Raw genomic sequence first — 24,260 nt, 5'->3', positions numbered from 1 at the left:
GCTGTTGCAATCGGCGGTTAGGGAACAGGTCGCAACGATCTGAGGTGCTGCCATGACCCCCCGCCTGCTTTCCGCAGCTTCCGTTTTCGCCCTGCTGGCGAGCCCGGCGCTTTCCCAGAGCTTCAACCGCATCGCGTCTTTCCCGGTGATCGCCAATATGGCCGATGGCGAGGACAAATCACGCGAATCCTCGGCCGAGATCATCTCGGTCTCGAAAGACGGCAACACGCTGATCTATACTGACAGCCCGCTGGGCGGCGTTGGCCTGATCGACATCACCGATGCCAAAGCCCCGAAACCGCTTGGCAATATCGACCTGCATGGCGAGCCGACCACCGCCTATATCATCGGCGACAAGGCCGTGGTGGGCGTCAATACCTCGGAAAGCTATGCCAATCCCTCGGGCCGTCTCGCGATCATCGATATTGCGACGGCAACCGAGACCGGATCCTGCGATCTGGGCGGCCAGCCGGATTCGGTCGCGGTGGCCCCCGATGAAAGCTTTATCGCCGTCGCGATCGAGAATGAGCGCGATGAAGACCTGGGCGATGGCGGCCTGCCGCAGATGCCGGCGGGCTATGTGGTGAAACTGCCGCTGAAAGACGGCGCCCCCGATTGCGCCGCTTTGCAAAAGATCGACATGACCGGCCTTGCAAGCATTGGCGGCGAAGATCCCGAGCCGGAATTCGTCGATATCAATGCGGCCGGTGAGATCGTCGTCACGCTGCAGGAAAACAACCATATCGTCGTCATCGGCGCGGATGGCCAGATCGCCGCGCATTTCTCTGCCGGCGAGGTCGTGCTGGAGAATGTCGATACCAAAACCGACGGCAAGCTGGATTTCACCACCACAACCGACCCGATTCCGCGCGAACCCGATGGCGTGCAATGGATCGACAATGACCATTTTGCCACTGCCAATGAGGGCGACTGGAAGGGCGGCTCGCGCGGCTTCACGATCTGGAAAAAGGACGGCACGATCGTCTGGGAGTCCGGCAACAGCCTTGAACATGCGATCATCGAGATCGGCCATTACCCCGAGAAACGCTCGAAAGCCAAAGGGATCGAGCCGGAAGGGATGGAATTCGCCCGTTTCGGCGATACCCCCTATCTGTTTGTGCTGTCGGAACGCGGCTCGGTCGCGGCGGTCTATGATGTGACCGACCTTTCGGCCCCGAAACTGACCCAGCTTTTGCCCTCGGGGATCTCGCCCGAAGGCGTGATGGCGATCCCTTCGCGCAACCTGCTGGTCACCGCGAATGAGGCCGATCTGGGCGAGGATGGCGCCGCAAGGGCGCATGTGATGATCTATGAGCTTTCCGACGCGGCCCCCGCCTATCCGATGCTGACCTCTGCCGGGGCAGAAACGCTGATCGGCTGGGGCGCGCTTGGGGCGCTGGCCTCGGTTGAGGGCGTCGAAGGCCGTCTTTTCGCCGCCTCCGACAGTGTCTATTCGGCAATGCCCTCGATCTATGAGATCGACATCACGCAAAGCCCGGCGAAGATCGTCGCCCAGACCGTGGTAACGCGCGGCGGCCAGCCGGCGCAGAAGCTCGATATCGAAGGGCTGACCTCGGATGGCGAAGGCGGCTTCTGGCTGGCCAATGAGGGGAACGCCGAGAAACTGGTGCCGCATGCGATCCTGCGTGTGAATGCGAAGGGCGAGATCAGGGAAGAAATCTCGCTGCCGGTTGAACTGCTGGCGCATCAGACCCGGTTCGGTGCCGAAGGCATCGCGAAGGTCGGCAATGTGCTCTGGGTCGCGATGCAGCGCGAATGGGGCGATGATCCGAAGGGCCAGGTCAAGCTGCTGGCCTATGACCTTGACGCGAAGGAGTGGAGCGCCGTCGCCTATCCGCTGGAGCCGAAGGGCGAGGGTTGGATGGGGCTGTCGGAGCTGACCGTCCATGGCGACCATGCCTATGTCATCGAACGTGACAATCTGATCGGCGAGGCGGCGGTGGTGAAAAAGATCTTCCGCGTGAAACTGGCCGATCTGAAGCCGGTGAAACTGGGCGAGACCCTGCCGGTTGTCGCCAAGGAAGAGGTCCGCGACCTGATCCCTGAGCTGAAATCGCGGACCAATGGCTATGTGGTCGACAAGGTCGAGGGTCTGGCATTCGATCACGAGGGCAATGCCTGGATCGTCACCGACAATGACGGCGTTGATGACAGTTCGGGCGAGACCCTGTTCTGGAACGCCGGCAAGTTCTGATCAGACCCTTCTTTCACTGACAATAGGCCGGGGTCCACCCGGCCTTCTTCTGTCCTGCGCCAGGCCGCGCGGCGGAAATCCCCCCCTTGCGGAGCGTCTTGTGCCAGCGGATCCTGCGGCGGTTCTGCCCTCTCGTATCAGGTATCATGTCGCCGCAGCCCCGAACCACCCGCAGCCTTGAACGCCATTTGGGCAGAAGGGTGCGTGCCGCCCTGCCCTATGGCCTCGCAGAGCTGGTGATGTTCGTGCTGAAACAGGGCTGGGCCTGCCTGTTTGGTGGTTTGTTGCTGGTGGCGATCCTGATCACCCGCGCGGTCTGGCAGCCCGACTGGGCGCTGGCGCGCTACGATTTCCTGTTTCTCTTCGCGATTGCCATCCAGGCCCTGTTTCTCTGGACGAGGCTCGAGACCTGGGACGAGGCGCGCGTTATCCTCCTCTTCCACCTGACCGGCACCGCGATGGAATGGTTCAAGGTCGGCGCCGGGTCATGGGCCTATCCCGAGCCGGGGCTGCTGAAGCTGATGGGCGTGCCGCTGTTCTCGGGCTTCATGTATGCGGCGGTGGGCAGCTATATGGTCCGGGTGATCCGCATTTTCGAGATGCGCTTTGCCCCCTATCCACGGCTCTGGCTGACCTGGATCCTGGCGGGCGCGATCTATGTAAATTTCTTCAGCCATCACGTCCTGCCCGATATCCGTATCATCCTGTTTGCCGCTACGGTGCTTTTGTTCGGCCGCACCCGGATCTGGTTTCGCATCTCGGACCGGGACTGGTGGATGCCGCTGCCGCTTGCCGCATTCCTGTCATCGCTGGCATTGTGGATCGCCGAGAATATCGGAACCCTGACCGGCACATGGCTTTATGCCGGGCAGCGACCGGACCACCTCGTCAGCTTTGCCAAGATCGGGTCCTGGTATCTGTTGCTTTATGTGGCCTTTGTGACGGTCTCGCTGGTCAGCCGCGAGGCGCTTTACCCGCCCGGGCGCCCGCTGCCCCGCGCCACAAACCGGGATGCGATCAGATCAGCCCGCGCCACATCAGAAAGCCCACAAACCCCGCTGCAACCACAATCAGAGAGAAGGCAATCGAGGTAAGCACACTGCCACGCCCCCGGCGCCCTTCTCCCCGCGCCAGCGGCGAGAGGTAGCGCAGACAGATATCGTAATCGCGGGCGACAGAGCCCTCATCAATCTGCGCATGCAGCCTTGGGTTTTGGGTCATATTCGCTGCCTGGGCGAGCGCCGCAGCCGATTTGCGAACGCGGCGCGGCAATCTGCGCCCGGCATGACGCAGCTTCTGATCGAAATCGCGCCCACGCGCGCCGACCCGCTCGACGAGCAGCTCTTCGACCCTGCCGGCCATCTGGCGGATGGTGACCGCGCTCATGATCTGTCCTCACAATCTGCGGAAATTATCCGTTTTACCTGAGGTTTTCGCAACAGCTCTGGTTCGGGACAATTCGTTTCGATATGGAAACGTTCATGCTTGCAACAGTCCGTCACCCCGCTTCAGCCCCCGATGGCTCTGTGCCGCTCCTGATTGTGCATGGCCTGTTTGGCTCGGCGCGCAACTGGGGCGCGATTGCACGCCGGCTGGCCGACCGGCGCGATGTGGTGGCGGTGGATATGCGCAACCATGGCGAAAGCCCGCGCGCCGGGATCCAGGATTACCCGTCGATGGCCGGGGATCTGGCCGAAGTGATCGAAAGCCTTGGCGGTAAGGTCGATCTTCTGGGTCATTCCATGGGCGGCAAGGCGGCGATGCAGCTGGCCCTGACCAAAGCCGCGCTGATCCGCCGCCTGATCGTCGCCGATATCGCGCCGGTCGCCTATACGCACGATCAAAGCCCGCATATCCACGCGATGCGGGGGCTGGATCTGACCGGCCTGACCTCGCGCGGCGAGGCCGACCGGCGGCTCCAGGCCCTTGTCGATGACCCGGCCTTGCGGGCGTTTTTCCTGCAATCGCTGGATCTTAAGGCGGCAGGCGGGCCGGTCTGGCGGCTCAACCTCGATGTCCTCGAACGCGATATGGCAAAGATCATCGGCTGGCCGGGGACGGAAGGCCATTTCGACGGCCCGACCCTTTTCCTGACCGGCGCCGAAAGCCATTACGTCCGCCCCGAACATCGCGAAACGATCCGCGCGCTGTTCCCGCATGCGCGTTTCGCGAAACTGCCCGGCGCCGGCCATTGGCTGCATGCCGAAAAGCCGCGTGAATTCGAAGAAACGGTCCGCGTCTTTCTGAACGCCTGACCCCGGGTCAGAGATCGGGTTCCGGATCAGCCGCAGCCGGGGGCGCAACCGGCAGCCAGAATGGCGGCATCGTGCTGAGCGCGGCCCAAAGCCCGGTGGCGCGTTTCAGCGCCGCGGTGACCTCTGTGCGCTCGCCCTCGCGCCCCTTTTGCCGCGCATTGGCAAGGTCATTCAGCAGGCCCAGCTCATCCTGCAATTCCTGCATCCGGGCCAGGAACAGCTGCCAGCCTTCCACCGGCCAGAAGTCCTGGAAGAACTCGCCCAGATAGCGCAAAGTCTTCAGATCCTTGCGGAAATCATGCCGCGCGACCTCTTCCATCTTCGCGGGGTCATCGCCATGGCTGCGCGCGACGCGCCAGGCATCCCCCATCACCAGCCCGGCGAGCAGGCGCACCGGCGCGGCCCGTACGATCTGGCTGCGGCGGTTCTGTTTGAACAGCTCCTGCGAGCCGTAAAGCTTCAAAAGCCCAGGCGCGAAACCGACCGCCTTGCTGTCGCGCAACATCTTGCGGGTCTTGCGGCGGATCTCCAGCGTACGGCGCCCGAGCGCTCCGCTGTCGCCCGGATGCGAGGCGAGGAAGACATCGGCATCGCGCACCTCGCCAAGGGCCCGGAACAGCCGTTTTGCGGCTGACCGCACCTGCCCCGCCTGTTTGCGCCTGAGGATCGGCGCGAAAGCGTCCAGCGCCGTCGTCAGCCGGCGCAGCGCGACCCGGGCCTTATGCGGGCCGCTTTCGTCTTCGGTTTCCAGAAAAACCGCCAGCTGGCGGTCGAGCGCGGCGCAGCAGCCGATGATCAGCTGACCAAAGGCGTCCTCGCAGCTGGTGTCCGGCGAAAGGACGGGCATGGGCGTTGCGGCTTCGGTCACATCAATCCCCAGGGCATATGCCCGCGTTATATCCCGGCGATGCGAAACACCCCCGTGAAGTTTTTGTAACAAGACCGGAACTCCAGGCCGGTTCAGCGAGATTGACAGAGAATTTAGAACGTTCCATATTAATTGGAACGGTCCAGGTTGATTCTCATCTGAGGCATCGCCGACACAGGGCCCGCAATCCGGAGCGGAGGCTGGTATGCGCTGGACGGTGGTTGGGGCAAGCACGATTGCCGCCGAATATATGATCCCGGCCTTTCGCGCCCAGCCCGGCGGCGAGGTCCGGCGCCTGGTCAGTTCTTCGGTCAGGCGCGGCCGCGACTATGCCGCGCGCCACGCGATCCCCCATGCCGATACCGACCTCGCCACCGCGCTTGCCGATCCGCAGACCGATGCGGTCTATATCTCGACCACCAATGAACAACACCACGGCCAGGCCATGGCGGCGATTGCGGCCGGCAAACATGTGCTGTGCGAAAAGCCGCTCGCCATGACGGTTGCTGACGCGGCAGAAATGGTCCGGGCGGCGCGCGCGGTCGGGGTCACTTTCGCCACCAACCACCATCTGCGCTGTTCGGGCAGCCATCGCGCCATACGGGCGCTGATCGCCTCGGGCCGGATCGGGCGGGTGCTGTCGATGCGCCTGTTCCATGCGGTGCATCTGCCGCCGCATCTCCGGGGCTGGCGGATCGACAATCCTGCGGCAGGGGGCGGGGTGATCCCGGATATCACCGTGCATGACGCTGATACGGTGCGATTTTTGCTTAATGAGGACCCCATCTCGGTCGTTGCCGGCATGTCGGCCTCGGGCATGGGTCAGGGGGTCGAAGATTCCGCCATGTCGGTCTGGCAGATGCAATCGGGCGCCATGGTGCAAAGCCATGAGAGCTTTACCCATCCCTTCGCCGGCTCCGGGCTGGAGGTGCATGGCACCGAAGGCTCGATTTTCGCACCCGGCGTGATGACGCAAAAGCCGCAGGGCCGGGTGGAGCTGGTGAGAGCTCTGGGCCGCGAAGAGATCGCCTTCCCCGCCACCGCTCTCTACACCACCGGCACCGCCGAATTCATCGCCGCCACCCGCGGTGAGGGCCGCCCCGCCGCCACCGGCGAGGACGGCGTGAAATCCCTCGCCATCGCGCTCGCCATCCGCGAGGCCGCCACGAGTGGCCAGCGCCAGACCATCACCTTCCCGGACCTCTGAACCATGTCAAAGCTCGCCACCGCCGCCGAAGCCGTCGCCCGTATCAAAGACGGCGCCACTGTCACCGTCTCCTCTTCCTCGGCGCTTGGCTGCCCGGATTTCGTGCTGAAGGCCCTTGGAGAGCGCTTCGGGCTGGAGGGACATCCGCGCGGGCTCACCATGCTGCACCCGATCGCGGCGGGCGATATGTATGGCGTCAAAGGGATCGACTGGATCGCGCAGGACGGGTTGATTGCGCGTGTGCTGGCGGGGTCTTACCCCTCCGGCGGGTCGAACCTGCCGATGCCGGAGATCTGGAAGATGATCACCGAAGACCGGGTCGCGGCCTGGAATATCCCCTCGGGGATTATGTTCGACATGCATCGCGAAGCCGCCGCGCGCCGTCCCGGCGTGCTGACCAAAGTGGGCCTGGACACTTTTGTCGATCCGATCCGCGAGGGCTGCGCGATGAATGCGCGTGCCGCAAGCCAGCCGATTGTCCGCCGCGCCGAATTTGGCGGCGAGACCTGGTTGCACTTTCCGAACATTTTTCCCGATGTTTGCGTGCTGCGCGCCACCACGTCCGACACAAATGGCAACCTTACCTATGAATATGAGGGCGCCTATCTCGGCGGCCTGGAACAGGCGATTGCCACCCGCAACAATGGCGGTCTGGTGATCGCCCAGGTCTCGCGGATGACCACTGCGGGGTCTCTGCGCCCGCATGATGTCCGGGTGCCGGGGCATCTGGTGGATCTGGTGGTGCTGGATCCGCATCAGCGCCAGACCACGGAAACCGATTACGACCCGGCGATTTCCGGCCAGATCCTGCGCCCCTGGGAAAGCTTTGCCCGAGCCGAACACGGAATCGAAAAAGTCATCGCACGCCGCGCCGCGATGGAGCTGAAGGGCGGCCAGACCGCCAATCTCGGTTTCGGCATTTCCGCCATGGTGCCGCGTATCCTGCTGGAAGAAGGTCATCCCCAGGCAGTGACCTGGGCGATCGAACAAGGTGCGGTGGGCGGCATGCCCCTGACCGGCTTCGCCTTTGGCTGCGCCTCGAATGCCTTTGGCTATGTCCCCTCGCCGCAGCAATTCATCTACTTCCAGGGCGGGGGGTTCGACATGTCGTTCCTGTCCTTCCTCGAGGTGGACACCGAGGGCAATGTCAATGTCTCGAAACTGGGCAAAAAGCCCTATCTGACGGCGGGCTGTGGCGGGTTTGTCGACATCACGGCGCATGCGAAGAAGATCGTCTTCTCGGGCTGGTTCGAGGCGGGTGCGGGGGTCGACTTGACAGAATCCGGCATTTCTATCGCAAAACCGGGCAAATTCACCAAGATGGTTGAGAAAGTCGAACATGTAACCTTTTCTGGCGCGCGCGCCCGCGAACAGGGGCAGGAGGTGTTATACATCACCGAGCGCTGCGTGATCCGGCTGACCGCCACAGGCCTTGCGGCCACCGAGATCATGCCCGGGATAGACCCCGCCCGCGACATCACCGCAGCGAGCAAAGGCCGCGTCCGCATCGCGGAAAATGCGAAACGGATGCCGCTCTCGCTCCTTGGCACCGGGCCGATGGGATGGCAGCCATGAGCGCGGTCCATCTGACCCTCAATGGCCCCCTGGCCGAAATCCGGCTCGACAATCCGGCAAAGCTGAATTGTTTCACCGCAGATATGCTGGCGCAATTCGCCACCCATCTCGATGTGATCGAACATAGTGAGGCCCGCGTGGTGCTGGTCACCGCGACGCCGGGGAAATGCTTTTGCTCGGGCGCCGACATCACCGGCTGGGGCGCGCTGAGCCCTCGCGATTTCGCCCGCCATTGGGTGCGTGGCGGACATCGGTTATTCGACCGGCTGGCGCGACTGGCGCAGCCGACGATTGCCGTGATGGAGGGCCACGCCTTTGGCGGCGGACTGGAGCTGGCGGCCGCCTGCGACATCCGCGTGATGGCGCCGGGCGCCACGATTGCCCTGCCGGAAACCGGCATCGGCATTGTGCCAGGCTGGTCGGGAACACAGCGGCTCGCGCGGTTGCTGCCGGAACCGGTCTTGCGGGAAATGTCACTTTTCGGACGAAGGATCGCTGCTGAACGGGCCCATAACCTGGGGTTTATTGCAGAAATCGCACATGATCCGCGCGCAACCGCGCTGGAAATAGCCGCCCGCGCCGTAACGCTGTCTCCCCGCGCGACCGAGGTCGCGAAACAGATGATCCTCGCCGGTCGCGGCGAAGACAAGGGCGCGCTGATCGAGGCGCTCGGCTCTGCCGCCATCGCCGCCAGTGAGGACCGCAGCGAAGGCGTCGCCTCTTTCGCAGAAAAACGCAAACCCATTTTCAGCGGGCAATGATATGCAAGACCTGACCCTGATCCCCGCCGTGCGAACAGCCGACCTTTCCGCCCTGCCCTTTCATGGCCGCCACCTGATCGACGGCACCTGGCATGAGAGCGCGGATCAATTCGAGCGCCACTCCCCCGCCCATGGCACCCTCGTCAGCCGCCATGCCAAGGGCGGCCATGCGGAAACCGAGGCCGCGATCCGGGCGGCCCGGGCGGCGTTTGACGACGGACGCTGGTCGCGGCTTTCCGGTAAAGACCGCGCCGCAGTCCTGATCCGCGTCGCCGATCTGATCGCCACGCGCGTCGACGAGATGACGCTGCTCGAATGTCTCGAGACCGGCAAGCCCATCGCCCAGGCGCGGGGCGAGGTCTCGGGCGCCGCCGATCTCTGGCGCTATGCAGCAGCGCTGGCGCGCACGCTGCATGGGGACAGCCATAACAGCCTTGGCCCCGATATGCTGGCCATGGTGCTGAAAGAACCGATCGGCGTGGTCTCGATCATCACGCCCTGGAACTTCCCGTTCTGGATCCTTGGTCAAAAGCTCCCCTTCGCGCTGGCTGCGGGCTGCTCTTGCGTGGTGAAACCGTCCGAAATCACCCCTTCGACCACAGTGATCCTCGGTGAGATCCTGATCGAGGCGGGCCTGCCGCCGGGGGTGGTCAATATCGTGCTGGGCCATGGCGAGCCGGTGGGCAGCCTGATGGCTTCGCACCCGGAGGTGAATATGATCAGCTTCACCGGCTCGACGCTGGTGGGGCGGTCGATCCAGGCGGCGGCCTCAGCTACGCTCAAAAAGGTCGCGCTGGAGCTGGGCGGCAAGAACCCGCAGGTGATCTTCCCCGATGCCGATCTCGACGCTGCCGCCGATGCCGTAGCCTTTGGTGTGTATTTCAACGCCGGCGAATGCTGCAATTCCGGCAGCCGGATCATTGTACATGAAGACATCGCCGGAACCTTTACCGCCAAAGTTGCCGAACTCTCGCGGCGTGTCGCCTTTGGCGACCCGCTGGACGAGGCAACCCAGGTCGGCGCCATCGTCTCGCCCGCGCATCTGGGCAAGATCGACCTCTATGTGAAAGAGGCGATCAAAGCCGGCGCGCAGCTTGCGATGGGTGGCGAAGCAATCTCCATCCCGGGGCTCAGCGGCGATTTCTACGGCCCGACCATCGTCACCGGCGTCACCCCCGACATGGCCATCGCCCGCGAAGAGGTCTTCGGTCCGGTTCTCGCCGTCCAGACCTTCCGCACGCTCGACGAGGCCATCGCGCTGGCAAATGACGGCAGCTATGGGCTCTCTGCCGGGGTCTGGAGCGAGAATGTCCATATCTGTCTCGCCTTCGCCCGCCGCGTCGAAGCCGGCACGATCTGGACAAATACCTGGATGGATGGCTTCCCCGAAGTCACCTTCGGCGGCATGAAACAATCGGGCCTGGGCCGTGAAAACGGCCGCTACGGGCTTGAGGAATATCTGGAACCGAAATCGGTGGTCATGCGCATTGGCCGCACGCGGGCGAACTGGGTGCGCTGATGCGGTCAGAAATCGACCAGCGGCTGATGCAGGACCTGAAGGCGCGATGGCTCCTCGCCCGCCATCGCGCGCAAGAGCATCTCGCCCATGCTGCGCCCGGCAAGGCGGAGATCTTCGACCATCGTGTCGATCCGGGGCCGCATCAGATCGAAAATCGCCGAGGCGCGCTTGGCCACGACATCGATCTCGCGCCCGGGCACCAGCCCGCAATCGCTGATCGCGGCCAGCGCGGCCATGGCCGAGACCTCGCCCACGCCGATGATACCATCGGGGCGGTCCGGCTGCGACAGGCGCTGGCGCAGCCAGGCCATGGTCTCAGCCGCGGAAGTGTCGAGGCTGATCGCTTCGGGAATCTCGCAGCTGATGCCCGCCGCCTTTGCCGCCGCCACAGCCCCCCAGCGAAGATGCTGCGCGAAAGAGAAATTCGCCGGTGGCAGCACGATCATCAGGCGTTTGCGGCCCCGGGCGATCAGTCGCTCGACCGCGATACGGGCGAAGGCTTCGTTGTCGTAATCGACCCAGGGGTGGGGGGTGGAAAACTCGGTGCGGCCATGGCTGACAAAGGGAAAACCCTGTTCCAGCAGGTAGCGCACCCGCGGGTCAAAGGGCTCGGTCCGGTTGAAGATGACGCCGTCGCCCAGCCGCGCCTCGACGATACGGCGGACCGAGGACAGCCGGTCGCTGCCGAGGATATCGGGGAAGATCGTCACGGAATAGCCGGTGCCCGTCAGCGCATCAGACAGGCCGCCGATCAGCTCATGGGTGAAGCCGAGGAATTCATGGTCGAGGTTCAGCACCAGCTGCACCACCCGCGTGCGCCCGGTGCGCAGTCTTTGTGCCGCGCGATCAGGCACATAGCCAAGCCGGTCTGCCGCTGCCCTGACCAGATCACGCGTCGAGGCCTTGATCTGCGGGTCCAGCGCCAGAGCCCGCGACACGGTGGTGACCGCCAGCCCGGTCTCGGCCGCAATGGTGCGCAGGGTCGGGCGGGCTTTTGCCCGGCCACCGGCGCGGCGCAACAGCGGATCGGCAGGAGTGGATGGACGGTCGGTCAGGGGCTTCACTCCGGGGCATGTGCGGGGGCGGACACGCCGGGGCGTGTTGCCGTGGCGTGGGCCCGGAGTATGACAAAAAAATGCAACGATACAACAGAAGAACTGAACCTGGGAAACTTCGCGGTATTTCCGCATCATAGCGCAAAACACGCTTATTTTTCTGCATTGCAGCAATATGGAGCGGCAGAAAGAAACAGTTGACGGGCAGCCATATTGTAACGTTTCAATAATCCGTTCCCGCAAGGGGCTTAACATCTGGGAGGATGCGATGAGGAAGATGACAAAGGGGATGGTCTCGGCGCTGGCTCTGACCTTCGGCCTCGCCTCAATGGCGGCGGCGGAAGATGTGGAAGTGCTGCATTGGTGGACCGCAGGCGGTGAGGCGGCGGCGCTGAACGTGCTGAAAGAGGATCTTGCGAAGCAGGGCATCGGCTGGGTCGACATGCCGGTCGCAGGCGGCGGTGGCGAGGCGGCGATGACCGCGCTTTCAGCGCGTGTGACCGCAGGCGACCCGCCGACTGCCGTGCAGATGCTGGGCTTTGACATCACCGACTGGGCCGAACAGGGCGTGCTCGGCAATCTCGACGCGGTCGCGGGCCCCGAGGGCTGGGACAAGGTGATCCCGGCGGCACTCCAGGCGTTTTCCAAACATGACGGCCACTGGATCGCGGCGCCGGTCAATGTGCATTCGACCAACTGGGTCTGGATCTCGAAAGCGGCGCTGGACAAGACCGGTCTCGGCGAGCCGACCAATTGGGACGAGCTGATCGCGGTTCTCGACAAGATGAAGGAAAACGGCATCACGCCTCTGGCCCATGGTGGCCAGCCCTGGCAGGATGCGACGATTTTCGACAGCCTCGTGCTGGCCCAGGGCAATGATTTCTACAAGGCGGCCTTTATCGATCTCGACCCCGAAGCGCTTGGCGGCGAGAAGATGGCAGCGGCTTTCGATCAGCTGATCAAGCTGCGCAGCTATGTCGATGACAATTTCTCGGGCCGCGACTGGAACCTGGCGTCAGCCATGGTGATCAATGGCGAAGCGGGCATGCAGGTCATGGGCGACTGGGCCAAGGGCGAATTCCTGAAAGCCGGACAAAAGCCAGGAGAAGGCTTTATCTGTATCCGCTTCCCCGGCACGCAGGGTGCGGTGACCTTTAATGCCGACCAGTTCGCGATGTTCAAGGTAAAGGGCGAGGAAAAGGTCAAAGCGCAGCTGGCGATGGCCTCGGCCATTGAAAGCCCGACCTTCCAGTCGGCCTTCAACGTGGTCAAGGGCTCGGTCCCGGCGCGCACCGATGTGCCGGATACCGATTTCGATGATTGCGGCAAGAAGGGCATCAAGGATCTCGCCGAAGCCAATACCAACGGCACGCTGTTCGGGTCCATGGCGCATGGCTATGGTGCGCCGGCTGCGGTGAAAAACGCGACCTATGATGTGATCACCGCCGTCTTCAATGGCGAATATACCGATGGTGCCTCTGCCGCCACTGCCCTGAAGGACGCGGTCGCGGCCGCGCAGTAATCTCGCCCGCGTTTCGATCCCGGTGCGGGCGGACACCGCCCGCGCCACAAATTCCTGAACAGGAATTTGCTCAAAAATTTACGTAAATTTTTGTCGCGCCCCTGGCGCGATCGCCCCGCAACCGGGGAATAGGGAGGGGAAATGGCATCTGCATCCGAGGCCGATTTCCGCACGAGATTGCAGGACTGGCTGCCGAAGCTGGTTCTCGCCCCATCCGTCGCGGTGACCTTGTTTTTCGTCTACGGCTTCATCCTCTTCACGGTGGTGTTGTCTTTCACCAGTTCCAAAATGCTGCCGAGCTGGGATTTCGTCGGATTTTCCAACTATGTCCGGCTGTTCTCGCTGCCCCACTGGCATGTCGCGCTGAAAAACATCGCGATCTTCGCCACGCTTTACATCGTGATCTGCACGGCCATCGGGCTGATGCTGGCGATCTTCCTCGACCAGAAGATCCGCGGTGAAGGCGTTTTGCGCCCGATCTACCTCTATCCGATGGCGCTCTCGTTCATCGTCACCGGCACCGCCTGGAAATGGTTCCTCGACCCCGGCATCGGGCTGGAACATGTCATGCATCAATGGGGATGGGAGAGCTTTTCCTTCACCTGGATCAAGTCGAACAGCATGGCGATCTATACAATCGTGATCGCGGCGGTCTGGCAGAGCTCGGGCTTTGTAATGGCGATGTTTCTGGCCGGCCTGCGCGGCATCGACAATGAAATCCTGAAAGCGGCACAGATCGACGGGGCCTCGAACTGGCAGCTCTACCGCCGCATCGTGATCCCGCTTTTGCGCCCGGCCTTTCTGTCGGCCTTCGTCATCCTCGCCCATCTGGCGATCAAGTCCTACGACCTTGTCATCGCCCTGACCGGCGGCGGCCCCGGCCGCGCCACCGAGATGCCCGCAACCTTCATGTATTCCTATACCTTCACCCGCAAAGAGATGGGCGTCGGCGCCTCTTCGGCCGTAATCATGCTGATGACCATCGCCGCGATCATGATCCCCTATCTCTACTCCGAACTGAAGGAGAAGAAGGAATGAGCGTCGCGACCCAGGACACCGCCGTCTCGACCGGGCGCATCACCCGCACTTTCATCTATCTGATCCTGCTCTTGTTCGCGCTGTTCTATCTGCTGCCGCTCTATGTGATGGGGATCAATTCGGTCAAACCTCTCTCCGAGATCACCGGCGGCAATATGATGTCGCTGCCGAATGAATGGACGCTCGATCCCTGGCGCTCGGCCTGGTCCACCGCCCAGATCGGCGTGCAGGCGACAGGGCTTAAACCCTACTTCCTGACCTCGATCCTGATGGTGGTGCCGGCGGTCGCGATCTCGACCATCCTCGGCGCGATCAATGGCTATATCCTGACGAAATGGCGCTTTAAGGGCGATACGATCATCTTCGGGCTGATGCTGTTTTCCTGCTTCATCCCGTTCCAGATCGTGCTGATCCCCATGGCGCGGGTGCTGGGGATGCTGGGGCTGGCCGGATCGGTTCCCGGCCTGATCCTCGTCCATGTCGTCTATGGCCTCGGCTTCTCAACGCTTTATTTCCGCAACTACTACGCGGCCTTCCCGACCGAGCTGGTCCGCGCAGCCCAGATCGACGGGGCCGGGTTCTTCCGCATCTTCTGGCGCATCATGCTGCCGGTCTCGGGCCCGATCGCCGTGGTCTGTGTGATCTGGCAATTCACCAATATCTGGAACGACTTCCTGTTCGGCGCCTCTTTCGGCGGCACCACCCAGCCGATGACTGTCGCGCTGAACAACCTCGTGCAAAGCTCGACCGGCGTGAAGGAATACAACGTCCATTTCGCCGCCGCGATCCTTGCCGCCATCCCCACCCTCATCGTCTATATCGTCGCGGGCCGCTACTTTGTGCGTGGCCTGATGGCGGGCTCTGTCAAAGGTTGATGCCATGGGCTTTCTCGACATCAAAAACGTCACCAAAAGCTACGGCGCGGTCAAAGTGCTGCACACCGTCGACATCTCGGTTGAAGAGGGCGAGTTTCTTGTCCTGGTCGGCCCCTCGGGCTGCGGCAAATCCACCCTTCTGAACATGATCGCGGGGCTTGAGAGCATCTCGGGCGGCGAGATCGCGATCAAAGACCGGGTGGTCAATGGCGTCCACCCGTCAAAGCGCAATATCGCGATGGTGTTCCAGAGCTATGCGCTCTATCCGAATATGACGGTCGGCCAGAACATCACCTTCGGGCTGGAGATGCACGGCACGCCAAAGCCCGAACGCGACCGCGCGCTGGCCGATGTGGCAAAGCTCTTGCAGATCGACCATCTCATCGACCGCAAACCCGGCCAGCTTTCCGGTGGCCAGCGCCAGCGGGTTGCCATGGGCCGCGCCCTGGTGCGCGACCCGGATGTGTTCCTCTTTGACGAGCCGCTTTCGAACCTTGACGCGAAACTGCGGGTCGACATGCGGACCGAGATCAAAAAGCTGCATCACAAACTGAAACGCACCATCGTCTATGTCACCCATGACCAGATCGAAGCGATGACGCTTTCGACCCGGATCGCGGTGATGAACAAGGGCTATGTGCAACAGCTCGGCACCCCGAAAGAGATTTATGACAGCCCGGCGAACCTGTTTGTCGCAACTTTCATGGGCTCTCCGGCGATGAACATCATCCCCGCAAAACTGGCGGTGGACCAGGGCCGTGCCTGGGCCGAAATCACCGACGCCGCCGGCAAACCGCTGCGCCTTGGGTTTTCCTCGGGCAATTATACGGCCTGGGACGGGCGCGATATCCTTCTTGGCATCCGCCCCGAGGCGATCACCGACCCGGAAGGCGCCGACCGCAATTCGCATAATGTGCAGCCCTTGCACAATATGGTCACCGTGACCGAACCCGCCGGCGCCGACACCTTCGTGACCATGACCCTTTCGGGCAAGGATGTGATCGCGCGGATGCGTGCGGATGCTGATGTCCACGCCCATCAGGCCTTTGACTTCGCGGTGAATATGGAAAAGGCAGTGGCCTTTGATCCGAAAACCGGAGATCGGATTCAGGTATGAGCCCCGATATCATCATCATCGGGGCCGGGATCGGCGGCGCGACACTCGCAAGCGCCCTGGCGCCTTCGGGGGCCCGGGTGCTGATCCTCGAGCGGGGCGAGGCTTTAAAGGATTGCCCCGAGGCGCGTGACCCCGAGGCGATCTTTCGCCACGGGTATTTCCGCCCCGATGAGATGTGGGTTGACGCGGCCGGGGGCAGGTTCAACCCCGGCAACTATTATCATCCCGGCGGCAATTCCAAATTCTACGGCGCGGTGCTGATGCGCTACCGCGAGGTCGATTTCGCGCCCTTGCGGCATATGGAGGGGCTGACGCCCGGCTGGCCTTTTGCCTATCAAAATTTGGAACGTTACTATTCCATGGCCGAGGCACTCTATCAGGTCAGGGGCGCGGCAGACCAGGACCCGACCGAGCCGCCGCGCTCTGCCCCCCTGCCCTTCCCGCCGGTCCCCGACGAGCCGACCATTACCGCGCTGCGCCGGGCGTTTCAGGCCCAGGGGCTGCACCCCGCCGCGCTGCCTCTCGGCGTTGATATCGGGACATGGCTCCAAGGCGGCGCCACCACATGGGATGCTTTTCCCAATACCCGTGGCGGCAAGATGGATGCCGAGACCTGCGCGCTGGCAGAGGCGTTGAAATACCCCAATGTCACCCTGATGACCGGCGCCAGGGTGACGCGGCTGCTGGCCGCAAACCGCAAGGTCACCGGGGTCGAACTGACGCACCAGGCCCAGAGACTGACCCTTTCGGCGCCGCTGATCTGCCTTTGCGCCGGGGCGGTGGTCTCGGCGGCACTGCTGCTCGCCTCAGCGGACAGCGCCAGCCCGGCGGGGCTTGCCAACAGCTCCGACCAGGTCGGGCGCAATTTCATGAACCACAATCTTTCGGCGGTGATCGGCTTCAACCCTTTGCGCCGCAATACCTCGGTCTATGCAAAGACCATCCAGCTCAATGACTGGTATCTGACCGGCGGCCAGGGCGGCACCCCATTGGGCAATATCCAGATGCTGGGGCGCGTGACCGGGCCGATCCTCGCGGCGGAAAGCGGGCTGCCGCGCCGGCTGGCCGGCTTCATCGCCGATCATTCCGTCCATATGATGACGATGTCAGAGGATCTGCCGAAACCGGAATCGCGGGTGATATGGCGTGGCGGGCAAATCCATCTGCAATGGGAACGATCAAACATGGCTGCTCACGGCCTTTTGAGCCAGCGTCTGAAAACCGCTTTGCGCCGCGCCGGCTGGCCGATTGTCTTCACCAAAGAGTTCGGGAAACGCACCCCCAGCCATCAATGCGGCACCTGCCGGATGGGGGCAGATCCGCGCGGTTCGGTGGTCGATCCCGACCTGAAGGCGCATGACTTCGACAATCTCTATATCGCGGATGCCTCGGTCCTGCCGACCTCGGCGGCGGTGAACCCATCGCTGACCATCGCGGCGCTGGCGCTGCGGCTTGGCGCGCATCTGACGGAAAGGCGGGCGGCATGAGCTGTCACGCGCTGATCACCGGCGGGCAGCAGGGCATCGGCCTTGGCATTGCAACCGCACTTGGCCAGGCGGGCTTTCGCCTGACGCTCGCAGCCGAGGCGCCCGAGACCTCGCGTCCGGTGCAGGAGGCGCTGGCGGCTTTGCCCGCCGGCACCCGCTATCTGCGTCATGACCTGCGCGATATTGCAACCATCCCGGCGCTGATGGACGAGGTCGAGGCCGGGGGCGCCCTGACCACATTCATCTCGAATGCCGGGGTGCCGGCGATCACACGCGGCGACCTTCTTGATATGCGCCCGGAGAGCTTTGACCGCTGCCATGAGGTCAATCTGCGCGGCGCGTTTTTCCTCGCCCAGGAAGTGGCGCGGCGGATGCTGAAACGGCGCGCGAAAGACTATCGCAGCCTCTGTTTCATCACCTCGGTCTCGGCGGAAATGGCCAGCCCCGAACGTGCGGAATATTGCATTTCGAAGGCTGGCGCCTCGATGATGGCAAGGAATTTCGCGCTGCGCCTCGCCCCCGAAGAGATCGGCGTGTTCGAGCTGCGCCCCGGTATCATCGCCACGCCTATGACCGAAGGGGTGCGCGACAAATACACGGCCCGCATCAATGCGGGGCTTGTCCCTGCCGCCCGCTGGGGGGCGCCCGCGGATATCGCGGCGGCCCTTTTGCCCATCGTGACCGGACAGCTGCGCTTTGCCACCGGATCGGTGATCGCCGTCGATGGCGGCCTTTCCCTGCCCCGTCTGTAAGAACCCCGCCTTCAGAGGTCTGATATGTCAGAAAATTTCGATTTCATCATCATCGGCGGCGGCTCGGCGGGGGCGGTGATGGCGGCACGTCTGTCAGAGGATCCGGCGACCCGGGTCTTGCTGCTCGAGGCGGGCCCCCGCGACCGGCATCCGTTTTACCATCTGCCGGCGGGCTTTGCGAAGATGACCAAAGGCATCGGGTCCTGGGGCTGGCAGACCGTGCCGCAGCGCCACATGAACGGGATGCAGATCCGGTATACACAAGGCAGGGTGCTGGGCGGTGGCTCGTCGATCAATGCGCAGATCTACACGCGCGGCAATGCGCTGGATTACGATGAATGGCGTCAGCTCGGTTGTGAGGGCTGGGCTTACGAGGATGTGCTGCCGTATTTTCGCCGGGCCGAAGACAATGACAGCTTTGACAATCGCTGGCATGGCAAGGGCGGCCCGCTCGGCGTATCGAAACCCGCAGCCCCCCTGCCGATCTGCGAGGCATGGTTTCGCGCCTGCGCGGAAATGGGCATCCCGTTCAACCCCGATATGACCGGCGAGGTCCAGGACGGCGTGGGCTATTATCAGCTGACGCAGCGCAATGTGCGGCGATCTTCGACCTCGACCGCCTATCTGCGCCCGGCACGGGGGCGGGCCAATCTCACCGTGCGGACCGGGATCCAGGTGCTGCGCCTGATGATCGCGCGCGGCCGCGCAGTGGGGGTCGAGACCGCAAGCGGCGCCCTGCGCGCCGACCGCGAGGTGATCCTCAGTTCCGGCGCCATCGGCTCGCCCCGGCTGTTGCAGCTTTCGGGGGTCGGGCCGGCAGATCATCTGCAAAGCCTCGGGATCCCGGTGGCGCTGGATCAGCCCGGTGTCGGCGCCGATCTCCAGGACCATCTCGACCTCTTTGTCATCGCCGAATGCAGCGGCCCGCATACCTATGACCGCTATGCAAAACCGCTCTGGTCGGCCCTGGCCGGGCTGCAATATCTCCTGACGAAACGCGGCCCCGTCGCCTCGTCTTTGTTCGAGACCGGCGGCTTCTGGTATGCCGATCCGGCGGCGCGCTCGCCCGATATCCAGTTCCATCTCGGTCTTGGCTCGGGGATCGAGGCCGGGGTTGCGGCCATGCCCCAGGGCGGCGTCACGCTGAATTCCGCCTTCCTGCGCCCGCGCTCGCGCGGGACGGTGCGGCTGGCCTCGGCCGATCCGCTGGCCGCACCGCTGATCGATCCGAATTACTGGGCCGACCCCTATGACCGCCGGATGTCGGTCGAGGGGCTGAAGCTCGCGCGTGAGATGATGGCCCAGGCGGCGCTGAAACCCTTCGTGCTGGCCGAGCGTCTGCCGGGGCCGGGGGTCACAAGCGACCGGGATTACTTCGACTATGCCTGCCGCAATGCCAAAACCGACCACCACCCGGCGGGCACCTGCCGCATGGGCACCGACCCAGAAGCCGTCGTCGACCCGCAGCTTCGCTTCAACGGGATCGAAGCACTCAGGGTGGTCGATGCCTCGGTGATGCCGCGCCTGGTCTCATCAAACACCAATGCCGCCACCATCATGATCGCCGAGAAAGCCGCCGACATGATCCGCGCCTCCCACGGATTGCAAGGAGCCACCCCATGATCCGCCATATCGTCCTGATCCGCTTTCGCGAAACCATAAGCGAAGCAGAGATCGCCGCGCTGTTTGCCGCTTTGCATCCGATCCGCGACCAGGTCGCCGGGATCGGCGCGATCCATGCCGGTCGCTCGGAAAGCCCCGAACAGATCGAGCGCGGCTATCTGCATGGCTTCACCATCGATTTTGACAATTGGGCGGCGCTGGCCGCCTATCAGGCCCATCCTGATCACCGGGCCCTTGGCGCAAGGCTGGTCGCGGCGGCCATTGGCGGGCTCGACGGCATCCTCGTCTTCGACCTCGATTGCGGAGCAGGCGCATGATCACCCTTCCCACCCCTGCCGGAGGGCTGGCGCGCTACCGCCTCACCGGCGCGCCGCTGATCCCGCGCGCGCCGCGCCGCCCGCTCGCGCGCACCGCCTTTGCCGCCGCACATGTGGTCTCGGCCCCGCTCGCCGAGCGCGACCCCTGGGAGGGCCGCCCCGCTATCGACTGGGACAGCACGCTGAAATTCCGTCATTTCCTCTGGGATCAGGGGCTCGGCCTCGCCGAAGCGATGGACACCGCACAGCGCGGCATGGGGGTGGACTGGCTGACCGCGAAAGAGCTGATCACCCGCACCATGCGCGAGGCGAAAGCGCATCCGCTGCGCCCGCGCGTGGCCTCGGGTGCCGGTACCGATCACAAGGCGCTGGCTGATCTGACCACGCCGGATGCGATCCTCGGTGCCTATACTGAGCAATGCGAGGCGCTGGAGGCAACGGGGTCGCAGGCGATCCTGATGGCGACAAAGGCGCTCCCCGCACTCGGCGCCACGCCTGACATCTATCACCGCATCTACCGCCGGCTGATCGACCAGGCGGCAGAGCCGGTGATCCTGCACTGGCTGGGCGAGATGTTCGACCCTGGACTCGCGGGCTATTGGGGATGCGCGACAGTGGCCGAGGCCTCGGATTTCGTGATCGGCCTGATTGCAGAAAACCCCGGCAAGGTCGACGGGATAAAGATTTCCCTTTTGGATCAGGCGCATGAAGAAGCGTTTCGCGCCCGCCTGCCGCCAGGTGTCCGCCTCTATACCGGGGATGATTTCAACTATGCCCGGCTGATCGAGGGCGACGGCACCCATCATTCCCATGCGCTTCTCGGCATTTTCGCCGCCATCGCCCCCGCAGCGGCCCAGGCGCTGGAAGCGCTGGCGGAAGGCGATCACGCGGAATATCACCGCCTGCTGACCCCGACAGAGCCGCTCAGCCGTGAGATTTTCCGCGCGCCAACCCGTTACTACAAGGCCGGTATCGCCTTTCTCGCCTGGGTGAACGGCCATCAGCCCGGTTTCATCATGCCCGCGGGCTTTCAGTCCTCACGCAGCATTGCCCATTTTGCCGAAGTCTTCCGGCTTGCGGATCAGGCCGGTCTTCTGGCACAGCCGGATCTGGCGACAGAGCGCATGGCGCTTTTGTGCCGCCTGCATGGCATAGAACAGGGCTGATGTGATGGAGAAGAGGCCGACGATCATTGATGTCGCACGCCTGGCAGGCGTGTCGAAATCGACCGTCAGCCTGGTGCTTCAGAACAGCCCGCTGGTGCGTGACCAGACCCGCGAGGAGGTGCGGCGCGCCATGGCCGATCTCGGCTATGTCTATAACCGTTCCGCCGCGATGCTCAGACAGTCGAATGCGGGGCTGGTGGGGCTGGTGATCAACGATCTGAGGAACCCGTTTTTCACCGAATTCGCCACCTCGGCGCAGATGGCTTTATCCGCGCGGGGCTATGCGACGGTGCTCGCCAATACCGACGAAGATCCAGGCCTGCAGGCCCAGGTGGTGGCGGCGATGCTGGAACACGGGGTCTCGGCGCTGATCATCTCGCCGGCCTATGGCGCGGAAGAGGCAACCTTCGGCACGATTGCCCGCGCCGGCATCCCGGCATTGCAGGTCCTGCGCAAGGCATATGCAGAGACTGCGAGCTTCCCGTTTGCCGCCCCCGATTATGAACGCGGCAGCCGGCTTGCGACTGAACATCTGCTGGCAACCGGGGCCAGGCGCATCGCTTTTGCCGGCGGGATCGAGGGGCGCCAGGTCACGCAGGAGCGGATGTCGGGCTATCTCCAGGTGATGCGCGATGCCGGGATCGCGCCGCTGATCCTGCCCGGCCGCCCGTCGCGCGCACAGGGGCGCGAGCTGGCGCGGATCCTTGATGCAAGCCCCGGTGTCGATGCCGCATTGTGTTTCAACGACCTCGTGGCACTTGGGCTGACGAACGGCCTGGCGGCCCTTGGCCGTAAGGTCGGCTCTGATTTCCGCCTTGTCGGCTTTGACGATATCGAGGAATGCCGCGACGCCTTTCCACCGCTCAGTTCGGTGCGCTGCGACATCGCCGGGTTTGGTCGCCGGATGGCGGCAGAGCTGATCAGCTGGCTTGAGACAAAGACCGCGCCGCCGCCGGTCACCCTTACCCCCGTCGACCTGGTGATCCGCGCCTCAAGCGCGGGCTGAGGCCCCTTGCCCCTGCCGGGCGGCCATGCTGCTATCCCCCGCATCGGCAAAAGCGTCCGCATTGTCACAGAGGCAGGCGCCGCACAGGATCCTGGATCATGACAGAGCATAGCCTGCCCCCCGGCCCGCCACAGGCCAATGATATTTCCGCCTTTGCCGGGATGATCGGCCTCAGGGTGATCCTGGCCACTGCCACACGGGTCGAGGCCGAGCTGACGGTGCGGCCGGACCTTCTGAACCGCAATGGTGTGCTGCATGGCGGCGCGATCATGGCACTGGCGGATATCCTCGGCGGGCTTGGCACTGTCACCGCGATCCGCCCCGATCAAAGCACCACCACCGTCGAGAGCAAGACGAATTTCTTCCGCCCGCTGGTGCTGGGCGAAGTCCTGCGCGCCATATCCGAGCCGCTCCACCAGGGGCGCCGCACCCAGGTCTGGCAAACCTCGGTCCGGCGCGGCGATGGAAAACTGGCGGCACAGATCACCCAGACCCAGATGGTGCTGGAGCCCTGACAGCAAAACACCCGGAGCCTCGCAGTTCCGGGTGCTCTGCCTTCTGCGACAAAGATGACGGGGTGCTACCGGCCCTCGAATTTGAAGGAATAGGTGCGCCCGGCACCGGCGGGCGGCGGGTCAAACGGCGCCGACCGGCGGATGTGATCCAGCGCCACATCATCCAGTTTCGCAGAGCCCGAGCTTCTGGAAATGCTCGCTCTGGCGAGACTGCCATTATCCGCAATGGTAAAGGAAACAACCGCCATGCCGCGATCCCCCCCCGATTTTTTGCGGGTGCGGCTCACCTTTTTCATCACCGAGGCGCCGTATTTCTTTGCCGACGCCTGACCGCTGCCTGCAGAACTTGCCGCGCTTGCCTTCTGTTTCGAAGCCTTCGCCTCGGCCTGCGACTCGGAGGCCTTTTTCTTCGGCTTTTCCTTCGCGGGCTCTTTCGGCTTTTCGGCCTTTTTGACCGCTTTCGGCTTTTCTTTCTTCTTCGGCTTTTCCTTCGGCTTCGGCACTTCGACCACCGGCTTCGGCGGCGGTTCCTGATCGACCTCGGGGGCCATATCCTCGACGATCTCTTCGATCTCGGGGGTGTCGTCCGGCACATCCGGGGCTTCGGTCAGCTCCGGCGTATCGGGCACATCCTCAATATCCGGCGTCTTCATCTCTTCCGACGCAATCTGGTCGGTGACATCCGGGGTTGGCTCGGAAATCGCTTCGATGGCCTGGGACGGTGGCAGATTGATCAGGATCGCCGCCTCTTGCTCACCCGCCGACATGCCGGCGCTGTCCCAGGTCATCGCCAGTGCCCCAATGGCCGAAACCAGCAGGGCCGCGATCGAGGTCGAGGCCAGCCAGCCCATCGCCCGGCTCTTGCCCGCACCGACATGCGAGGGCAGAACGGGGCAGCGGGCCCGGGTGAAAGAGGGCAATTCCTGGGTCATGGCTGAGATCCTTGCGCAGGAGCGGCGGCAGCGGGGGCGCCTTCCAGCCCCACCAGCGCCACTTTCAGATAACCGGCATTCCGGAGTTCATCGAGAATTTCCATCGTCGCGCCGTAAGGCAGATCCTTGTCGGCGCGGAAAAAGATCGTGGTCTCGCGATTGCCATCCGTTGCGGCATCCAGCGCCGCGCGCAGACCTCCGCCCGGCACCGGGTCATTGCCCAAAGACAACACCCGGTCCAGACCCAGAGACAGCCAGAGCGGCTCGTCCGGACGCTCGGCCGGGGTTGAGGTGCTGCCCGGCAGATTGATCGGCACGTCAACGGTCGACAGCGGCGCGGCCACCATGAAGACGATCAGCAGAACCAGCATAACGTCGATAAAAGGCGTGACGTTGATTTCCGAAACTTCGGCATCTTCGTCTTCCGATCCGCCACCAACAGAGGTCCCCATGGC

Annotated in this window: 23 protein-coding genes; 18 read left to right on the top strand and 5 right to left on the bottom strand. The window is 63.6% G+C overall.

The annotated features are described in order from the left end of the window. Nucleotides 1-52 precede the first annotated feature (52 nt). Together JC607_RS10720 and JC607_RS10715 are read left to right on the top strand one after the other, a co-directional pair. Nucleotides 53-2,215, top strand: a complete 2,163-nt coding sequence (locus JC607_RS10720; RefSeq protein ID WP_198836913.1) for an esterase-like activity of phytase family protein — start codon at nt 53-55, stop codon at nt 2,213-2,215. A 146-nt stretch (nt 2,216-2,361) separates the two neighbouring features. Further along, nucleotides 2,362-3,309 carry a DUF817 domain-containing protein gene (locus JC607_RS10715; RefSeq protein ID WP_198836912.1) on the top strand — a complete coding sequence of 316 codons (948 nt, stop codon included), beginning with the start codon at nt 2,362-2,364 and terminating at the stop codon, nt 3,307-3,309. Here JC607_RS10715 and JC607_RS10710 read toward each other — a convergent pair. After that, complete coding sequence (locus JC607_RS10710) at nt 3,233-3,601, bottom strand: hypothetical protein (protein WP_198836911.1); 369 nt, start codon at nt 3,599-3,601, stop codon at nt 3,233-3,235. The genes JC607_RS10715 and JC607_RS10710 overlap by 77 nt on opposite strands. Before the next feature lie 95 nt (nt 3,602-3,696). On the opposite strand from JC607_RS10710, the gene JC607_RS10705 reads away from it, so the two are divergent. Continuing rightward, nucleotides 3,697-4,470 (top strand): alpha/beta fold hydrolase, encoded by a 774-nt coding sequence (locus JC607_RS10705; RefSeq protein WP_198836910.1) that lies wholly within the window; start codon nt 3,697-3,699, stop codon nt 4,468-4,470. A gap of 7 nt (nt 4,471-4,477) precedes the next feature. Here JC607_RS10705 and JC607_RS10700 read toward each other — a convergent pair whose 3' ends face one another. Then, nucleotides 4,478-5,338 (bottom strand): CHAD domain-containing protein, encoded by an 861-nt coding sequence (locus tag JC607_RS10700; protein ID WP_198836909.1) that lies wholly within the window; start codon nt 5,336-5,338, stop codon nt 4,478-4,480. A gap of 205 nt (nt 5,339-5,543) precedes the next feature. On the opposite strand from JC607_RS10700, the gene JC607_RS10695 reads away from it, so the two are divergent. Genes JC607_RS10695 through JC607_RS10680 form a run of 4 tightly spaced genes read left to right on the top strand, consistent with a single transcriptional unit; the run spans nt 5,544 to nt 10,400 of the window. Beyond that, the gene (locus JC607_RS10695; RefSeq protein WP_198836908.1) at nt 5,544-6,545 is read left to right on the top strand and encodes a Gfo/Idh/MocA family protein; all 1,002 of its coding nucleotides are present in this window, start codon (nt 5,544-5,546) and stop codon (nt 6,543-6,545) included. A 3-nt stretch (nt 6,546-6,548) separates the two neighbouring features. Next, nucleotides 6,549-8,120: an acyl CoA:acetate/3-ketoacid CoA transferase gene (locus tag JC607_RS10690; RefSeq protein WP_198836907.1), complete on the top strand. Its 1,572-nt coding sequence runs from the start codon at nt 6,549-6,551 to the stop codon at nt 8,118-8,120. Continuing rightward, complete coding sequence (locus JC607_RS10685; protein WP_198836906.1) at nt 8,117-8,881, top strand: enoyl-CoA hydratase/isomerase family protein; 765 nt, start codon at nt 8,117-8,119, stop codon at nt 8,879-8,881. Before JC607_RS10690 ends, JC607_RS10685 begins: the two co-directional genes overlap by 4 nt. 1 nt (nt 8,882) lies before the next feature. After that, nucleotides 8,883-10,400: an aldehyde dehydrogenase family protein gene (locus JC607_RS10680; RefSeq protein WP_198836905.1), complete on the top strand. Its 1,518-nt coding sequence runs from the start codon at nt 8,883-8,885 to the stop codon at nt 10,398-10,400. Between the two features lie 5 nt (nt 10,401-10,405). On the opposite strand, the gene JC607_RS10675 is transcribed toward JC607_RS10680, so the two are convergent. Further along, the gene (locus JC607_RS10675; protein WP_198836904.1) at nt 10,406-11,464 is read right to left on the bottom strand and encodes a LacI family transcriptional regulator; all 1,059 of its coding nucleotides are present in this window, start codon (nt 11,462-11,464) and stop codon (nt 10,406-10,408) included. Between the two features lie 259 nt (nt 11,465-11,723). On the opposite strand from JC607_RS10675, the gene JC607_RS10670 reads away from it, so the two are divergent. The 11 genes from JC607_RS10670 to JC607_RS10620 all read left to right on the top strand — a co-directional run bounded on the left by JC607_RS10670 (nt 11,724) and on the right by JC607_RS10620 (nt 22,873). Next, nucleotides 11,724-12,977, top strand: coding sequence for an ABC transporter substrate-binding protein (locus JC607_RS10670; RefSeq protein ID WP_198836903.1), 1,254 nt, complete (start codon nt 11,724-11,726; stop codon nt 12,975-12,977). Nucleotides 12,978-13,118: 141 nt separating this feature from the next. Next, a complete protein-coding gene (locus JC607_RS10665) occupies nt 13,119-14,015 on the top strand; it encodes a carbohydrate ABC transporter permease (RefSeq protein ID WP_198836902.1) in 897 nt (298 codons plus the stop codon). Next, complete coding sequence (locus tag JC607_RS10660) at nt 14,012-14,890, top strand: carbohydrate ABC transporter permease (RefSeq protein WP_198836901.1); 879 nt, start codon at nt 14,012-14,014, stop codon at nt 14,888-14,890. Before JC607_RS10665 ends, JC607_RS10660 begins: the two co-directional genes overlap by 4 nt. Nucleotides 14,891-14,894: 4 nt before the next feature. After that, entirely contained in the window at nt 14,895-16,007 is a 1,113-nt protein-coding gene (locus tag JC607_RS10655; protein ID WP_198836900.1) for an ABC transporter ATP-binding protein, read from the top strand. Continuing rightward, nucleotides 16,004-17,494: a GMC oxidoreductase gene (locus tag JC607_RS10650; RefSeq protein ID WP_198836899.1), complete on the top strand. Its 1,491-nt coding sequence runs from the start codon at nt 16,004-16,006 to the stop codon at nt 17,492-17,494. The genes JC607_RS10655 and JC607_RS10650 overlap by 4 nt, the downstream gene beginning before the upstream one ends. Then, nucleotides 17,491-18,246: a 3-ketoacyl-ACP reductase gene (locus tag JC607_RS10645; protein WP_198836898.1), complete on the top strand. Its 756-nt coding sequence runs from the start codon at nt 17,491-17,493 to the stop codon at nt 18,244-18,246. The genes JC607_RS10650 and JC607_RS10645 overlap by 4 nt, the downstream gene beginning before the upstream one ends. A 24-nt stretch (nt 18,247-18,270) precedes the next feature. Further along, nucleotides 18,271-19,869, top strand: coding sequence for a GMC family oxidoreductase (locus JC607_RS10640; RefSeq protein WP_198836897.1), 1,599 nt, complete (start codon nt 18,271-18,273; stop codon nt 19,867-19,869). Further along, the gene (locus tag JC607_RS10635) at nt 19,866-20,186 is read left to right on the top strand and encodes a Dabb family protein (protein ID WP_198836896.1); all 321 of its coding nucleotides are present in this window, start codon (nt 19,866-19,868) and stop codon (nt 20,184-20,186) included. Before JC607_RS10640 ends, JC607_RS10635 begins: the two co-directional genes overlap by 4 nt. Further along, nucleotides 20,183-21,352 carry a dihydrodipicolinate synthase family protein gene (locus tag JC607_RS10630; protein WP_198836895.1) on the top strand — a complete coding sequence of 390 codons (1,170 nt, stop codon included), beginning with the start codon at nt 20,183-20,185 and terminating at the stop codon, nt 21,350-21,352. Before JC607_RS10635 ends, JC607_RS10630 begins: the two co-directional genes overlap by 4 nt. 4 nt (nt 21,353-21,356) lie before the next feature. Beyond that, the gene (locus JC607_RS10625) at nt 21,357-22,358 is read left to right on the top strand and encodes a LacI family DNA-binding transcriptional regulator (protein WP_198836894.1); all 1,002 of its coding nucleotides are present in this window, start codon (nt 21,357-21,359) and stop codon (nt 22,356-22,358) included. Between the two features lie 98 nt (nt 22,359-22,456). After that, on the top strand, nt 22,457-22,873 hold the full coding sequence (locus tag JC607_RS10620) for a PaaI family thioesterase (RefSeq protein ID WP_198836893.1): 417 nt from the start codon (nt 22,457-22,459) through the stop codon (nt 22,871-22,873). Between the two features lie 65 nt (nt 22,874-22,938). On the opposite strand, the gene JC607_RS10615 is transcribed toward JC607_RS10620, so the two are convergent. After that, on the bottom strand, nt 22,939-23,805 hold the full coding sequence (locus JC607_RS10615) for an energy transducer TonB (RefSeq protein ID WP_198836892.1): 867 nt from the start codon (nt 23,803-23,805) through the stop codon (nt 22,939-22,941). Continuing rightward, on the bottom strand, nt 23,802-24,257 hold the full coding sequence (gene exbD / locus JC607_RS10610) for a TonB system transport protein ExbD (RefSeq protein ID WP_198836891.1): 456 nt from the start codon (nt 24,255-24,257) through the stop codon (nt 23,802-23,804). The genes JC607_RS10615 and exbD overlap by 4 nt, the downstream gene beginning before the upstream one ends. Nucleotides 24,258-24,260 lie beyond the last annotated feature (3 nt).

Source organism: Paracoccus sp. IB05 (assembly GCF_016405985.1).
Lineage (GTDB): Bacteria > Pseudomonadota > Alphaproteobacteria > Rhodobacterales > Rhodobacteraceae > Pseudogemmobacter.
The sequence above is the reverse complement of the archived record's forward strand: the minus strand, read 5'-3'. Positions and strand labels throughout refer to the sequence as shown.

What these genes read in the sequence shown, in the direction of transcription:
- JC607_RS10645 (WP_198836898.1), top strand. Translation starts at nt 17,491, where the DNA reads ATGAGCTGTCACGCGCTGATCACCGGCGGGCAGCAGGGCATCGGCCTT.
- JC607_RS10685 (WP_198836906.1), top strand. Translation starts at nt 8,117, where the DNA reads ATGAGCGCGGTCCATCTGACCCTCAATGGCCCCCTGGCCGAAATCCGG.
- JC607_RS10620 (WP_198836893.1), top strand. Translation starts at nt 22,457, where the DNA reads ATGACAGAGCATAGCCTGCCCCCCGGCCCGCCACAGGCCAATGATATT.
- JC607_RS10680 (WP_198836905.1), top strand. Translation starts at nt 8,883, where the DNA reads ATGCAAGACCTGACCCTGATCCCCGCCGTGCGAACAGCCGACCTTTCC.
- JC607_RS10625 (WP_198836894.1), top strand. Translation starts at nt 21,357, where the DNA reads ATGGAGAAGAGGCCGACGATCATTGATGTCGCACGCCTGGCAGGCGTG.
- JC607_RS10670 (WP_198836903.1), top strand. Translation starts at nt 11,724, where the DNA reads ATGAGGAAGATGACAAAGGGGATGGTCTCGGCGCTGGCTCTGACCTTC.
- exbD (WP_198836891.1), bottom strand. Translation starts at nt 24,257, where the DNA reads ATGGGGACCTCTGTTGGTGGCGGATCGGAAGACGAAGATGCCGAAGTT.
- JC607_RS10640 (WP_198836897.1), top strand. Translation starts at nt 18,271, where the DNA reads ATGTCAGAAAATTTCGATTTCATCATCATCGGCGGCGGCTCGGCGGGG.
- JC607_RS10630 (WP_198836895.1), top strand. Translation starts at nt 20,183, where the DNA reads ATGATCACCCTTCCCACCCCTGCCGGAGGGCTGGCGCGCTACCGCCTC.
- JC607_RS10695 (WP_198836908.1), top strand. Translation starts at nt 5,544, where the DNA reads ATGCGCTGGACGGTGGTTGGGGCAAGCACGATTGCCGCCGAATATATG.
- JC607_RS10715 (WP_198836912.1), top strand. Translation starts at nt 2,362, where the DNA reads ATGTCGCCGCAGCCCCGAACCACCCGCAGCCTTGAACGCCATTTGGGC.
- JC607_RS10635 (WP_198836896.1), top strand. Translation starts at nt 19,866, where the DNA reads ATGATCCGCCATATCGTCCTGATCCGCTTTCGCGAAACCATAAGCGAA.
- JC607_RS10655 (WP_198836900.1), top strand. Translation starts at nt 14,895, where the DNA reads ATGGGCTTTCTCGACATCAAAAACGTCACCAAAAGCTACGGCGCGGTC.
- JC607_RS10660 (WP_198836901.1), top strand. Translation starts at nt 14,012, where the DNA reads ATGAGCGTCGCGACCCAGGACACCGCCGTCTCGACCGGGCGCATCACC.
- JC607_RS10650 (WP_198836899.1), top strand. Translation starts at nt 16,004, where the DNA reads ATGAGCCCCGATATCATCATCATCGGGGCCGGGATCGGCGGCGCGACA.
- JC607_RS10710 (WP_198836911.1), bottom strand. Translation starts at nt 3,601, where the DNA reads ATGAGCGCGGTCACCATCCGCCAGATGGCCGGCAGGGTCGAAGAGCTG.
- JC607_RS10665 (WP_198836902.1), top strand. Translation starts at nt 13,119, where the DNA reads ATGGCATCTGCATCCGAGGCCGATTTCCGCACGAGATTGCAGGACTGG.
- JC607_RS10615 (WP_198836892.1), bottom strand. Translation starts at nt 23,805, where the DNA reads ATGACCCAGGAATTGCCCTCTTTCACCCGGGCCCGCTGCCCCGTTCTG.
- JC607_RS10690 (WP_198836907.1), top strand. Translation starts at nt 6,549, where the DNA reads ATGTCAAAGCTCGCCACCGCCGCCGAAGCCGTCGCCCGTATCAAAGAC.
- JC607_RS10705 (WP_198836910.1), top strand. Translation starts at nt 3,697, where the DNA reads ATGCTTGCAACAGTCCGTCACCCCGCTTCAGCCCCCGATGGCTCTGTG.
- JC607_RS10720 (WP_198836913.1), top strand. Translation starts at nt 53, where the DNA reads ATGACCCCCCGCCTGCTTTCCGCAGCTTCCGTTTTCGCCCTGCTGGCG.